This window comes from Mesorhizobium sp. U510 (assembly GCF_059180695.1).
Genome location: NZ_CP180532.1, coordinates 6333940 through 6347679, shown reverse-complemented (window position 1 = coordinate 6347679; position 13740 = coordinate 6333940). Strand labels below are relative to the sequence as shown.

The 13740-nt window shown below is 63.1% G+C and carries 13 protein-coding genes; 7 read left to right on the top strand and 6 right to left on the bottom strand.

Annotation, left to right across the window (positions count from 1 at the left end; all coding sequences use genetic code 11):
• The gene (locus tag ACLGL5_RS32805) at window positions 1-330 is read right to left on the bottom strand and encodes a PadR family transcriptional regulator (RefSeq protein ID WP_019860564.1); all 330 of its coding nucleotides are present in this window, start codon (window positions 328-330) and stop codon (window positions 1-3) included.
• A 233-nt stretch (window positions 331-563) separates the two neighbouring features.
• On the opposite strand from ACLGL5_RS32805, the gene ACLGL5_RS32800 reads away from it, so the two are divergent.
• The 4 genes from ACLGL5_RS32800 (at window position 564) to ACLGL5_RS32785 (ending at window position 6435) form a co-directional block, all read left to right on the top strand.
• A complete protein-coding gene (locus ACLGL5_RS32800; protein WP_019860563.1) occupies window positions 564-1511 on the top strand; it encodes a DMT family transporter in 948 nt (315 codons plus the stop codon).
• Window positions 1512-1843: 332 nt separating this feature from the next.
• Entirely contained in the window at window positions 1844-3331 is a 1488-nt protein-coding gene (gene eglC / locus ACLGL5_RS32795) for an endo-1,3-1,4-beta-glycanase EglC (protein ID WP_038648997.1), read from the top strand.
• Between the two features lie 35 nt (window positions 3332-3366).
• Window positions 3367-5112 carry a type I secretion system permease/ATPase gene (locus ACLGL5_RS32790; RefSeq protein WP_019860561.1) on the top strand — a complete coding sequence of 582 codons (1746 nt, stop codon included), beginning with the start codon at window positions 3367-3369 and terminating at the stop codon, window positions 5110-5112.
• Window positions 5113-5115: 3 nt separating this feature from the next.
• Window positions 5116-6435, top strand: a complete 1320-nt coding sequence (locus ACLGL5_RS32785; protein ID WP_069093514.1) for an HlyD family type I secretion periplasmic adaptor subunit — start codon at window positions 5116-5118, stop codon at window positions 6433-6435.
• A gap of 71 nt (window positions 6436-6506) precedes the next feature.
• On the opposite strand, the gene ACLGL5_RS32780 is transcribed toward ACLGL5_RS32785, so the two are convergent.
• Entirely contained in the window at window positions 6507-7817 is a 1311-nt protein-coding gene (locus tag ACLGL5_RS32780; RefSeq protein WP_019860558.1) for a hemolysin family protein, read from the bottom strand.
• Between the two features lie 158 nt (window positions 7818-7975).
• A complete protein-coding gene (locus ACLGL5_RS32775; protein ID WP_038648990.1) occupies window positions 7976-8683 on the bottom strand; it encodes an LssY C-terminal domain-containing protein in 708 nt (235 codons plus the stop codon).
• A gap of 110 nt (window positions 8684-8793) precedes the next feature.
• On the opposite strand from ACLGL5_RS32775, the gene ACLGL5_RS32770 reads away from it, so the two are divergent.
• Window positions 8794-9513 carry a gamma-glutamylcyclotransferase gene (locus ACLGL5_RS32770; protein ID WP_020629006.1) on the top strand — a complete coding sequence of 240 codons (720 nt, stop codon included), beginning with the start codon at window positions 8794-8796 and terminating at the stop codon, window positions 9511-9513.
• A 7-nt stretch (window positions 9514-9520) separates the two neighbouring features.
• Here ACLGL5_RS32770 and ACLGL5_RS32765 read toward each other — a convergent pair whose 3' ends face one another.
• The 3 genes from ACLGL5_RS32765 to ACLGL5_RS32755 all read right to left on the bottom strand — a co-directional run bounded on the left by ACLGL5_RS32765 (window position 9521) and on the right by ACLGL5_RS32755 (window position 12201).
• Window positions 9521-10327 carry an extensin-like domain-containing protein gene (locus tag ACLGL5_RS32765; RefSeq protein ID WP_069092957.1) on the bottom strand — a complete coding sequence of 269 codons (807 nt, stop codon included), beginning with the start codon at window positions 10325-10327 and terminating at the stop codon, window positions 9521-9523.
• 193 nt (window positions 10328-10520) lie between these two features.
• Window positions 10521-11576, bottom strand: coding sequence for an extensin-like domain-containing protein (locus ACLGL5_RS32760; protein WP_069093513.1), 1056 nt, complete (start codon window positions 11574-11576; stop codon window positions 10521-10523).
• Window positions 11577-11775: 199 nt separating this feature from the next.
• On the bottom strand, window positions 11776-12201 hold the full coding sequence (locus ACLGL5_RS32755) for a DUF3775 domain-containing protein (protein WP_019860553.1): 426 nt from the start codon (window positions 12199-12201) through the stop codon (window positions 11776-11778).
• 142 nt (window positions 12202-12343) lie between these two features.
• On the opposite strand from ACLGL5_RS32755, the gene ACLGL5_RS32750 reads away from it, so the two are divergent.
• Both ACLGL5_RS32750 and greA read left to right on the top strand, forming a co-directional pair.
• Window positions 12344-12883, top strand: a complete 540-nt coding sequence (locus ACLGL5_RS32750; protein WP_038648984.1) for a tetratricopeptide repeat protein — start codon at window positions 12344-12346, stop codon at window positions 12881-12883.
• A gap of 269 nt (window positions 12884-13152) precedes the next feature.
• Window positions 13153-13626: a transcription elongation factor GreA gene (gene greA, locus ACLGL5_RS32745; protein ID WP_008877613.1), complete on the top strand. Its 474-nt coding sequence runs from the start codon at window positions 13153-13155 to the stop codon at window positions 13624-13626.
• Window positions 13627-13740 lie beyond the last annotated feature (114 nt).

The window sequence follows — 13740 nt, the reverse complement described above, 5'->3', positions numbered from 1 at the left end:
CTATTTCCTTTCCGTGTTGAGCTGTTCGAGCCGTTCCGCGAGGAAGGTCCACGTCCTCCAGAACTCTTCGAGGTAGTCCCGTCCCCGGGCGTTGATCGAGTACACCTTGCGGGGCGGGCCCTTCTCGGACGGGATCTTCTCCACGTCGACGAGGCCCTTTTGCTCGATCCTGACGAGCAGGGCGTAGACGGTGCCTTCGGCGATGTCCGAGAAGCCCTGATTTCGCAACAGCGCCGTGATCTCGTAGCCATAGGCGCGCCGCGCGGACAGGATCGCGAGAATGATCCCCTCCAGCGTGCCCTTGAGCATCTCCGTCATCTGCTTGCCCATGGAATACCTCTTCATGCTACTCAGTGTTGATGAGTACTGGTACTTAGCATCGCTTATTAGTGATCGTCAAGCCCTGCAACGACAATGACAAAGCAGGATGTCGGCATGTTCACTTGCGGCTCGACCGGTCCGAGCCGGCGGCAGGACCGGACAAGTGAAAGGGCTGCCTTGGGTGACCGGTTGGACCGCCATATGGGCGGGGCTGCCATCTGGCCCCGTCCTTTTGCCCTGATATGTCAGCTGCATCCGTCATCGAGAAAGCCCGCGTGAAATCATCCAGCCTGGCCGGCGCCGTTTCCCCCACGATCCCGGTGCTCGTCTGCGCCTTCGGCATCTTCCTTCTGTCCGGCATGGATGCGGCGATGAAGGTGCTGGTCATCGCGGTCGGCGTTTACAACACGGTGCTGTGGCGCAGCATGCTGGCGACATTGGTCGCCGGCACTGGCTGGCTGGCGGGGCCGCGCTCGCTTCCCGCCGCCTCGGTGCTGAGGCTGCATGCGCTGCGCGCGGTGGTTGTCGGTATTGTCCTGCTGTCATTCTTCTGGGGGCTTGCAAGGCTGCCGCTGGCGGAGGCGGTCGGGCTCAGTTTCGTGGCGCCGCTGTTCGCGCTCCTGCTGGCCGCGCTGCTTCTGGGCGAAAGGATACAGCGCAAGGCGATCTGGGCGTCGCTCGCCGGCATTGCTGGCGTCGCAATCATCGTGGCGGGCCAGTTCGGGCAGAAGACCTATGCCGGCGATGCGCTGCTCGGCACCGCTGCGGTGCTGGTCTCGACGGTGTTCTATGCCTACAATCTGATCCTCGCGCGGCGACAGGCGATGCTGGCCAAGCCAATCGAGATCATGCTGTTCCAGAACCTTTGTGTCGCGGTCATGCTTGGTCTTGCCGCGCCCTGGCTCGCTATTGCGCTGCCCGGCAATCTTTGGCTTCCGCTTGCCGGGGTGACGGCTCTGTCGCTCGCCGGCCAATTCCTGATGAGCTGGGCCTATGCGCGGGCCGAAGCGCAATATCTGATCCCGACCGAATATTCGGCCTTCATCTGGGCGATCGCGCTCGGTTGGTTCTTCTTCGACGAGGCGGTGACCTGGACCACGCTGGCGGGAGCCGGCCTCATCGTGGCCAGCTGCCTGATCGCCGCGCGCTCCAATCCCAGACTTGCCGAGCCGATCGAAGTCGCGGTTTGAGAGGAAGTGCCATCCCGGCGTGTCGTCGCATTGTTGCCAAAGCGGAAATCGCACGACCCTGTCAAAAGCAGGGAGCGCTTTTGCAAGTAGATCCGCGCCTATTGTAAAATTTTATTAAATATTTCGCCGGTCGAATTACGGCCTGTAGACCATTCGTCGGGTTGTTGTGCTTCCAGTCCCGGAAAACGTCACTCAACGGTCGATGTCATGGTGAACTATGTGGCAAGTTCCTGGAACGGTATCGTGCATGGCAATTTTGGTCCGGATGCGGTCGCCTGGAACTCGTATCGAGCGATCCGAGCAGGCCAGGCATCACGAGGAGGATTTATCCGATGAGCTTCTTCGTCAATGCCCTAGGCGTTCCTCTTCCCTATAGCGGCGCTTCCAACCATTGGTACTCTGCGGCAGGGTCCGGGCCGGACCTGTATGGCAGCTCCGGAAACGACTCATTCTACGGAGCATCCGGTGTCAACGTCACCATGCACGGAGGCACAGGCGATGACATCTATTACCTCTATGCGGCGGGCAACAAGGTGGCCGAGGCCGCTGGGGCAGGCATCGACACGATCAGCACATGGATGAGCTATAAGCTCCCCGACAACGTCGAGAATCTCGTCGTCACAAACGCCAACAACTATGCTTTCGGAAATGGGTTGGACAACATCATCACCGCCAAGGCCGGGCACCAGACTCTGGACGGCGGCGCGGGAAACGATGTGCTGATCGATAGTGGCGGCGGTTACGACACTTTCATCGTCTCGAAAGGCAACGGAAGCGACCTGATAGCGAATTTTGCCGCCACCGATACGGTCCGCCTTAATGGCTATGGGTTCACGTCGTTCGACGCCATCCACTCAAGCATGATCCAGGCGGGATCGAACGTGCTGTTGAACCTCGGGTCCGGCGAGATCCTCGCGTTCAAGGACACGACCATCGACAAGCTGCAGCCCAGCCAGTTCGAATTGCCGATCGACAAATCCGGGATGCAGCTCTCCTTCAGCGACGATTTCAACACGCTGAACCTTCACAATAGCCAGGGCGGCACGTGGGATTCCAACTTCTGGTGGGGAGCGCCGAACGGCAGCACCTTGAGCAGCAACAACGAGCTGCAATGGTATATCGACGCCAACTACGCACCGACGAGTTCCGTCCATCCGTTCAGCGTGAACAACGGCGTGCTCACCATCACCGCGGCGCAGGCGCCGGCGGACATCAAGCCGCTGATCAACAATTACGAATACACCTCCGGCATCCTGACGACCCACGATTCCTTCTCGCAGACCTATGGCTATTTCGAAATACGGGCTGATCTGCCGGAGCACGCCGGCGCCTGGCCGGCCTTCTGGCTGCTTCCGGAAGACGGTTCATGGCCGCCGGAACTCGATGTCGTGGAGACGATCGGCCAGGCCCCGAACTCATTGATCATGACGGCGCACTCGAATGAAACGGGGACGCACACCAAGGTCACGTCGATAGTGAGTGTCTCGAACCCCGACGGCTTCCACACCTATGGCCTGCTCTGGACGCCGGACAAGCTCGTCTGGACCTATGACGGCGTGCAGGTCGCGGAAACGGCGACGCCGTCCGACATGAACAAGCCCATGTACATGCTGGTCGATCTTGCGGTCGGCGGCTTGGCCGGCACCCCTCCGGATCATCTGGCCACGCCGGCCGAGATGAAGATCGACTATGTCCGCGCCTATACGCTGGACAATGCGCCGGCAAACGCCCTGAACATCACCAGCACCGCCCAGCACAGCACTGCAACGCACAGCAACAGCTTGGCGCACGGCGGCTCCGAGTTCGGGGGCCACGCGTAAGGTCTCGGGAACATGCAGTGTCGGGGAATGTGGAAATGACTGGACCGGCTGGCCTGCGTCCGGTCTTCATGCGCGCCATCGCCGATGTCGGCGTCTTCTCGCTGTTGATCAACGTCCTGCTGTTGGTGATTCCGCTCTACCTGCTGCAGGTCTATGACCGCGTGCTACCGTCCTCCAGCGTCGAGACGCTTGTCTATCTTTCGGCCATTGCGGTTCTCACGCTCGCTTTCCTCGGGCTTCTGGACGCGATCCGCGCCGTTTACACGCAACGCGTTGCGGCGACCCTCGACCAGAAACTGGGCGCCAGCACATTCGCCGTTTCGCTTGGCGCGAAATATGCCGGCGGCCTGTCGCCGCTGCGCGACCTCGCCTCGGTCTGCGCCTTCATCAGGTCGCGCGGCGTGGCGGTGTTGTTCGACCTGCCTTTCGCCCCTGTCTTCCTCGCCTTGCTCTATCTCATCCATCCGGTGCTGTTCTGGGTGACGGTCGCCGGCGCGGCGCTTCTGCTTTTGCTGGTCGTGGCCAACCAGCTTGCCATCGGCAGGAACGACGCCTTGTCCGCGGAGCGTTCGGCCTTGGCCAGCCAGGCGGAACAGGCATTTGCCCGCAATGCGGAGACGCTGCGCGCCATGGGCATGGTGGAGAACGCCGCGCGGGTCTGGGGACGGCACGTGGCGGCAGCGCTCACCTTGCATGACCGTTCCTCGAGTGCCAATGCGATCTTCAGCGGCGCCTCGCGGGCGCTGCGCATGATGCTGCAACTGGCGATCCTGGGCGCCGGCGCATGGCTGGTGCTCAAGGGGCAGATGACGGCAGGCATGATCTTCGCCTCCTCGCTGGTGTCGTCGCGCGCGCTGCAGCCGCTCGACCAGTTGATCGGCGCCTGGCGGCAGATCGCCGACGCCCGGCGGGCGTGGAAACGGCTTGAGACGGCGTTTGCGGCGCGTCCGGCTGAAGCGCGCAAACTGCTCCTGCCCGATCCGGCAGGCGCGATTTCCGTGCAGGACGTCTTCTTCATGGCGCCGAATGCGCAGCCCGGCACCGAACCCATCCTCAAGCGGCTGAACTTCCAAATCGGCGCCGGCGAAGCGTTGGCCATCGTCGGCCCGAGCGGCGCCGGCAAATCTACGCTGGCGCGGTTGCTTGTCGGTGCTGCCCGGCCGACCGGCGGTGCCGTCAGGATCGACGGCGCCGACCTCAGGACCTGGGACGAAAACCAGCTCGGAAAGCATGTCGGCTACCTCGCGCAGGTAGTCGAGCTCTTTCCAGGATCGATCGCGCAAAACGTCGCCCGCTTCGACCCCGATGCGGATGACGCCGCGATCATCGAGGCAGCAGGGCGGGCTGAGGCGCATGAGCTGATCCTGGCGCAGCGGGACGGCTACCAGACATTGATAGGCCCGTCGGACAGAACGCTGTCGGGCGGTGAACGCCAGAGGATCGGGCTGGCGCGCGCCTTCTACGGCAATCCCAGAATTCTCGTCCTGGACGAGCCCAGCACTCATCTCGACGGCACCGGCGAGGCGGCGCTCGAGGCGGTACTCGCCGCCGCGAAGGCGGCCGGCGTCACGATGGTCGTGATCACGCATCGCCCTTCGATTGCCGCGTCCTGCGACCGCGTGATGCTTCTGCGCGGCGGCACGATCGAAGCCTTCGGCCCAAGCAGCGAGGTGCTGCGGCATTCGGTCGTTGGCAAGGGCCTTCCCACGCAGCCGAATACGGTGGTGACAGGGTCATTCGCCACGACGATCCGCACGCATAACATCCGTTTTGGGTCGTAGATGATGGTGGTGCAGAGCCTCGCCTGGGAGGGCAGCCCGCGTACCAACATAAGACGCGTGGCATTCGCCGGATACGCGGCAACGGCGCTGTTGGTGGGTTGCTTTGGCTATTGGGCCGTCAGCGCACCCTTATCCGGAGCGGTGATGACGCAAGGCACGATCTCGGCGACCGGCGGCAACATACTGATCCAGCATCCCGACGGCGGCATCATCGAGGCGTTGCTGGTCCATGACGGCGATCGCGTGCAACAGGCCCAGGATCTGATCGTGCTGGATCCGACAGCCGCGCAGGCCGAGCTCAACCGGCTGACGAGACAGTCGATCGCGCTCAGGGCGGCTGCGGCGCGGCTGGAGGCGGAACGCGACGGGTTGGACAGGCTCGCGCCGATCACCAAACCGGCGCCGGCATCGCTCCAGGCCGATTTCGAAGCCCTGATCCGAGAACAGCAAAAGGAATTCGACGCCAGACTCGCCCGCTTCCGATCGGAACAATCGATCCTCGCCCAACGACTGGCGATGCATCGGCAGTCCGTGGTGGGATTGCAGTCCCAGAAAGAGGCCGTTCGGCAACAAGCCGAAATCGTTAAGAAGGAACTCGGCATCAAGACAAGCCTGCTGGACAAGGGCCTCACCAATCGTACCGAATACTCGCAGCTTTTGCGCAGCGAGGCCGATCTCGTCGGGCAGGCCGGGGCGCTGGAAGCCAATCTGGCGGCGGTCAACACCCAGATCGTCGAAGCCCAGGAGCAGATCGAGCGCCTGACCACGCAACGCGTGGAGGAGGCGCTGACGAAGCTGGACGAGGTTCGTTCCAACCTGGCCGACATCGAGGAACAGATCAGGGCGGCCGAGGCGGTGCTGCGGCGGACGACGATCAAGGCACCGGCCGCGGGCATCGTGGTGTCCTCGACCTACAATGCCAAGGGCAGCGTGATTGCCCGCGGTGAGAAGATCATGGAGATCCTGCCTACGGCACCGGGTCTGATTGTCGATGCAAGGCTGCGGCCGAAAGACGTCGATCAGGTCCGTGTCGGCCAGCCGGCGAAACTGCGATTGTCCGCCTTGAACATGCGGCTCACCCCCGAGGTTTCAGCCACCGTGGCACAAATTTCCGCGGACCGGCTCATCGACGAGGCCACGCACGAGCCCTATTTCCGCGTCAAACTCAGGATTGCCGCCGACCTGCCGCCCGGCGTGAAGCCCGAGCAGCTCTATCCCGGAACGCCGGTCGAGGCGTTCATCAGCACTGGCGACCGGACTTTCTTCGAGTATCTGGCGCGGCCGATGCTCGATTCCTTCGCTCGCGCGTTCACGGAACGGTAGTTGCAGCCGGCCGCGCAATCCGCCGGCCAACCGTCAATGACCGCCAGGACGCAAAGCCGACATTCAGACAATCACCGCACCGCCTCGCGGTGGGTGCCGGGCAGGCGGGTGGCGATCAGCTTGTCGATGCGGCGGCCGTCGAGGTCGACCACCTCGAAGCGCCAGCCTTGCGCGTCGACGCATTCGCCTGTCGCCGGCAGGTGGTGCATATGCGACAGCACATAGCCGGCAACGGTCTCGTAGTCGCGGTTTTCGGGCAGGTCGAAGCCCAGTATCTCGGCCATCTCGTCGGCCTGCATATAGCCGGCGAGCAGCCATGAGCCGTCCTCGCGCTTGACGGCGTTTTCCTCGTCACCGGCATCGAGGTCGGCGCGGAACACGCCGGTGATGGCTTCGAGAATATCGGCCGGCGTGACGATGCCTTCGAAATGGCCGTATTCGTCATGCACCAGCGCCATCGGCACGTCGGATTCCTTGAGTTTGTGCAGCACGTCGAGCGCGTCGGCCTGGTCGTAGACGATGGGCGCGGCGCGCACATGCTTGCGCGGGTCGAGCGTGCGGCCGGCAAGGATCGCGGCCAGCACGTCGCGCGTCTGGACGACGCCGACCATCACATCGACGCCGCCGTCACCCGCCGGCAGGCGCGAATGCTGGGTTTCCATGAGGAGCTTGCGGATCGTCGTGTCGTCGGACTGCAGGTTGATCCAGTCGACCTCGGTGCGCGGCGTCATCACCGCGCGCACGGCGCGGTCGCCAAGCCGCATGACCCCGGCGATCATGCGCCGCTCGTCGGATTCGATGGTGCCGTGATGCTCGGCCTCGGCGACCAGCATCTTGATCTCCTCGTCGGTGACCTTCTCCTCGCTTTCGCCGCGCTGGCCGAGCAGCCACAATATGGCGCGGCCGGAAATGTCGAGCAGGAACACCAGGGGCGCCGAGACGGTGGCGAGGATGGTCATGGCCGGGGCAGCGCGGGCGGCGACGCGCTCGGGATCGCGTAGCGCGATCTGCTTGGGCACCAGTTCGCCGACGATCAGCGAGAAATAGGTGATGATGGCAACGACGATGCCTACGCCGAGCGGATCGGCGACACTTTCGCGCATGCCGGTCGTGGCCAGGAACACGGACAGCCGGTCGCCCAGCGTGGCGCCGGAAAAGGCGCCGGAAAGCACGCCGACCAGCGTGATGCCGATCTGCACCGAGGACAGGAACTTGCCGGGATTGGAGCCAAGATCCAGCGCCCGGCCGGCGCCGTTGACACCACGGTCGATCATCGCCTTGAGCCGTGCCGGGCGCGATGAAACGATGGCGAGTTCGGACATTGCCAGAAGGCCGTTCACACAAATGAGGACGACCACGATAGCGATTTCGACGTATAGCATGAGGGCTCAATAGCATTGCGACGGGTCGCTCGAAAATAGTCCGGCAGCATTTTTAGAAAATGACAGTTCGGGCTGATGAAGCGGTACGGTTACGCGGCGTCGCACGGACCATGCATTGTTAGACCGCTTCCGACCACGGCCCTCTCTTAAGGTACATTTCACTGCGGCTGCTTCAGCACGCCGATGATTGCCTTGCCGTCGGTGAAATAGGGGTCGCCGCCGCCGTTGCGGCCGGTCCTGGTGGCGCCGATCCCGGCCATGTCGCTGGTCGATGCCAACTGGCCGGCAGCTTTGAGGTCGCCGATCAGGAAGTCGCGTTCGGCGTCGATATCGGGACCGATATGATGGGTGATGGCGCCAGTGTCGTGGCTGAGGCCGACGCCGCGATCGAAGCTGGCGGCACCCAGCCAGAGCGGGCGGCCATCGTCGCCGACCGTATCGGTCTGCCAGAAACGGACGTGATGGCGCCGGTCGGCGCTGTCGCCCACCGGCTTTTCGAAAGCGAGATCCTGGGCGCGTCCCTCGAACAGCAGGCGGCTCATCGGCGCATCGGGATAGGGGCGGGAAAACAACACACTTTCGCCGATGTCGATCGCCGTTCTCAAGGTGACGGCGTCAGCAGTGTCCCAACCGGCAATGGCGAAGGCATGGACCACCTCCCTCTCGGTGCCGACAAGGCCGACATTGATCGGGTCGCCGGGAATGCCTTGCGGCGTGTGCGTCACCATTTCGAAGCGCTGGTCGCGAAAGCCGCGCTCCCGGAACGTCCAGAATTCCGGCGCCGCGACATAGGCAAGCGCCAGATAAGCGGCCAGCAAGGACGCCAGCCAGATTGTCGCGCGTCGCCGAAGGCTTCGTTGGCTCATGAAGAAGGCTCGATCCGTACGGTATCTGTTGCCTGACAGCCCTTGGAAATCAATGGCCAGGAATGCGCAGCCGGTCTATTGTCAGCCATCGTTTTTGCGCGGGGGCAAGAATGAAGGGGAAACCGACAAGCCGCGGACCGATGGCGTTGACCGCCGACCTTGTCGCGAGGGTCGAGCGCATCGAACCGGATCCCGGCCCCGAGCCTGGAACAGCCGAGCATACCGACGCGGAGTTCGACGGCCTTGTCGAGCAACTCCTGTCGCAATACCGGCCTGAAGCGCTGTGGGTGTTTGCCTACGGCTCGCTGATCTGGAATCCTGAATTCGTTCCTGTCGAGCAGCGCCCGGCCACGGCGCCAGGGTGGCACCGCTCATTCTGTCTGAAACTGACCCGCTGGCGTGGGACCCGCGAATTGCCTGCCTTGATGCTGGCTCTCGACCGTGGTGGCAGTTGCAACGGCATTGTTTACCGGCTGCCGGTGGAAGATCATTTCGGGCAACTCGGCCAGTTGATGCGCCGCGAGATCGATGCCAACCCGCCAACCAACGTGCCGCGCTGGATCAAGGTCCGGACGAGGGACGGTCCGCTGCGCGCCCTGGCCTTCGTCGCCGCGCCAGATGGCAGAGCCTATGCGGGACGGCTGCCGCCGGAGCAGGTTGCGGATACGCTGGCGCGGGCCGCCGGACATTGGGGCTCGTCGGCGCAATATCTGTTCAGGACCGTCGCCAAGCTGGAGGAAAGCGGTATCCACGACCGGAATCTCTGGCGCGTCCAGGATCTGGTGGCACGGCACATCATCGCTACCACCGCTGGCGCCGGGCCTGACTGATCATCTGCTAGCGACAGGCGCGGTAACCGTTCCTGCGGTTCTTGATGTCGAAGTGGAAATGGTTGCGGTGGTCGTAATTGTAGCCGGGGCCGAGCACGGTGGTGAAATACTGGCAGCCGTCGGCGCGCACATTGTTGAGGAAACCGCGCGTGCGGAAGGCGAACAGGCCGGGCTTGCGCACGTCGATGTCGTTGCCATTGTTGAGCTCGATGCTCATCACGTCGAGCGCGTTGCCCTTGCCGTGCTCGGACAAAACACCTTCGCCGGCGATGTTGCGGCAGGAATAGCTCGAGCCCTGGTGGATGGTCTTGACGCCGGAGAAGTAGCGCCAGCGGGCTGAAGGAACGAGTTCGTTCTTAGTCCAGGCGGCGAAGGTGGCGGCCATGTCGCAGGTCAGCGTCGCGGCGGGCTTCATCTCGACACTGCCGATGGCCGTGACTTTTACGGGATAGTCGATGCCGCACTGGCCTTCACGGATCGGCGCGAGGTCGGTATAGGCGACATCGAGGCGCTTCAACTGCTGGCGGCAGTCGACTTCGCTGGCCGGTATCTGCTCGACCGGCGACATCGGCTCATCCATGCGCGGATAGGCGGCCTGCGTCATGTAGGGATTGGACGGAACAAGCCGCTGCATGCCGGTATATTGCGGCACGGCCGCGGTTTGCGCGCCGACATCGACCGCCGGCTGCAGCGACAGCACGCTGCCGGTGTTGCAGGCCGAAACCGCCGCGAGGGTAAGGCCGGCGGCCAGCAGCGTCGCGGGTTTCGATCGGCGCGCGGTGGCGAAAAACACGGCGCGAAATTTGCCGGCCATTGGCGGAATCCTGTCCCCGAACCTGATCCCGATCAGGTTCTACCTTTTGCCTGACCATGATCTTTTCCGAAAACCGGTTTCCACTTTTCAGGATCATGGTCGGATATCCGGCATTTTAACGATCAAGGGTAAAGGAAAACTCAGCGAGCGCGTTCACGTCTGCGGCGGAAATGCGGCGGCGATCCTTGAGGACCTACTGGCAGAACGTGCCGCCATTCCTGCGCGGTTCGAGATCGAGGTGGAAGTGCAAGGCGTGGTCGGCGTCGGCGCCCGGTCCGAGCACGGTCTTGAACGGACCGCAGGCGGCCTTGCGCACCACGTTGAGGAATTTGGCCTCCTTTTCAGGCGGCGCTGGACCGACCTCGACCTTCCTGCCGTCGGACAAGGTGAAGCTGGCGATGTCGAGCGCGTTGCCGAAGGCGTGCTCGGACAGTTTCCTGGTGCCATGGCGCGGACGGCAGACGAAGGCCGATGCCTGGCTGATCGACCTGAGGTCGGCGCCGAATTCGGCTTTCGCCGCCGGTTGGATGACGTCGGCGGCAAATCGCGCCGCCGCTTCGGCCATCGGGCAGTTGAGCTCGGTGCCGGGGGCGATGGCGATCGACTTGCCAAGGCTCTTCAGCACCAGGGGGTAGGGGATGGAGCAGCCGATTTCGGGATTGCTTTCCGCACTATGCTCCTCGAATTCGACGCCGAGCGCCTTCAGCCGATCGCGGCAGGCGACTTCCTCGGCGGGCATCTTTTCTCCGGGCCGGTCGGCCGAGCGCGGATCGGGAAGCATTTTCTCATCGCCGGCATCCGCCGGTTTTGGCGGCGGCTGCGGGGCTACGGCAGGAGGCCCAACCTCTGGTTCCGTAGTTTCGGGCCTTTGTGTCGGGATCGGCACCTCGGCTGGCGGCTCCGGCTCGCTTTCCGTTTCGGTTGACGGCTCTCGGGACGAAGGTTCGGGGGCTGACGGCTCGGTATGTGCCTGCTTTGCCTGACGAGACTTTTCCTCATTGAGCTGGTTGGAGGCGTCCGGGGCCTTTGGACCTTCCGTCTTTTGCCCTTGCGCCGGTGCGGCGTCGGCCTTTGGCGCGTCCGTGGGACGCGGCTCGGGCACTGGCACCTGGGTGGGCGAGGCCTGCTGCTCCTGCGTTTCCTGCGGCGTCTGCTTTGGCGCGATCTGCTGCTTGCCGCGTGATCTGCCGCGGTGCTTGCTTTTCGGCCTCAATGGCTGGTCCAGACGCTGCGTCAACGATTGATCCATCCGAGGGGACAGCGGCTGGTAATGCCTGTGACGATGTCTGGCGTCGGCCGGCGCTGCCAGCAGAACCGCGGCCGCCAGAGGCAGCGCCAAGGTGCAAAGTCGGGAAAAGCTCAGCGTTGCCATCGCTCCGAAACGGCGCCGGCATGCTGAAGTTGCCTGGACGGACGCTTTCCGTCGATCACAATCGGTTACCGCGGCGTTACGCGCCGATCGCTTCGAGGCCTTCCTCCAGCCAGTCGGCGAGCAGCGGCATGCCAAGCAGGTACTTGGCCGTGCGCTTGTTGGCACGTTCGCGCGCCGCCGTCACGGCATCCACCCATTCCGAGGCGTCGTAGTCGCCGCGGCCGACCCAGGCGAGCGCGACCAGTTCGGCGGCTTCATCGACATTGAGGTCGTTGATCAGCTCGCGCAGTTCCTCTTCGGTCAGGTTTTCCGAGCTTTCCTCGGCAAGGCCGTCATGGTGATGATTGTCGTGCGTATCGCCGTCGAACTCGATCTCGTGTTCGGCGCCGTCGGCATAGTCCTCGTTGACGGCGGCACTCAGCGCCTTGGCCTTGAGGATGAACAGGCGCACGGTGTCGGGGCCGATCGAGAGTTCCCAGTCTTTTTCAAGCCGCCGCTGCACGGGCCGTCTCCGTCAGTCGTTTGCCCGGATGATAGCGGATTTCAGGCATCCGTCACCTGATGTTCTCCACGTGAATTTTTCCGGGATGAAACGCGGGACGCTTAGCGTTAGTGTTGCATTCTCACCCCTCAAGGAGGCTTCGATGCACAAAAGAATGCTGATCCAGGCCGCGACTGCCCTTGTCGCGCTGCAGTTCTTCGCTGTCCCGGTATTCGCGGCGGGCAGTAGCGGTGGTGGCAGCGACCAGACTGTCACCCAGTGCAAGAAGGGAGAGGTCTGGGACAAGAAGAAGAAAAAGTGCGTCGCACCCCAGGAAGGCATGCTGGATGACGACAGCATCTATGATGCCGGCCATGCGCTGGCGATGGCCGGGCGCTATGACGAGGCGATCTCGGTGCTCACCCTTGCCGCCAACAAGCAGGATCCGCGCATTCTCAACTATCTCGGCTATTCGCACCGCCATTCCGGACGTGTCACCGTCGGCCTCGGCTACTACGAGGAAGCGCTGCGCATCGACCCGAACTACACGCTGGTGCGCGAATATCTCGGCGAGGCGCATCTGCAGATCGGCGACCTGGCCGGCGCCCAGCAGCAACTGATGGAAATCGAGAAGCGCACGGGCAAGGGTTCGCGCGAATACGGCATGCTGTCCGAACAGATCGAGCATTTCATGCGGAGCTGATCAGCCCCAAAAGAGTTACCGAAGCGGCCGCGAGCGATCGCGGCCGTTTTGTCGCCTCCCGCCTCGTCAGCCGCTTCCTCAGGTGAAGGCGGGGATGATTTTTGCAAAACCGATTTTTGGGCGTGAAAAACCCGCGAAGATTGCTATATTAGGGCAAATTGCGGTGAAACGGTTCCGTTAGCCCGAGGCTGCCGGACCGTTTTCTTTTTGTACCCAACGACAAGGCCTCCCCCGAAACGCGGGGGCGGCGGCAGGAAAGGTCAGGCATCATGAACAAGGTCCCGATGACAGGCGAGGGGTTCGCGTCATTGAAGGAAGAACTGCGTTGGCGCCAGCAGGAAGAGCGGCCGCGCATCATCGAGGCGATCTCCGAGGCGCGCTCGCATGGCGACCTGTCCGAAAATGCCGAATACCACGCCGCCAAGGAGGCGCAGAGCCTCAATGAGGGCCGTGTCAACGAACTTGAGGACCTGATCGCGCGCGCCGAGGTGATCGACGTCACCAAGCTCAGCGGCGACAAGGTCAAGTTCGGCGCCACCGTCGTGCTGGTCGACGAGGACACCGAGGAAAAGAAGACCTACCAGATCGTCGGCGACCAGGAAGCCGACGTGAAGTCCGGCCGCATCTCGATCTCCTCGCCGATCGCGCGCGCATTGATCGGCAAGGAAGTCGGCGACGCCATTGAGGTCAATGCGCCCGGCGGTGCCAGGGGGTATGAGATCGTCCAGGTGCAGTTTATTTAGGACCTTTTGATAATTCTACTCTGGCGGCCGACTAGCGCGGTTTTCTGAGCTTCCGGTGCTCACGTACTTTAAAGTACGCTCCGCTCCGGTTCTCGAAAACCCCGCTATTCAACT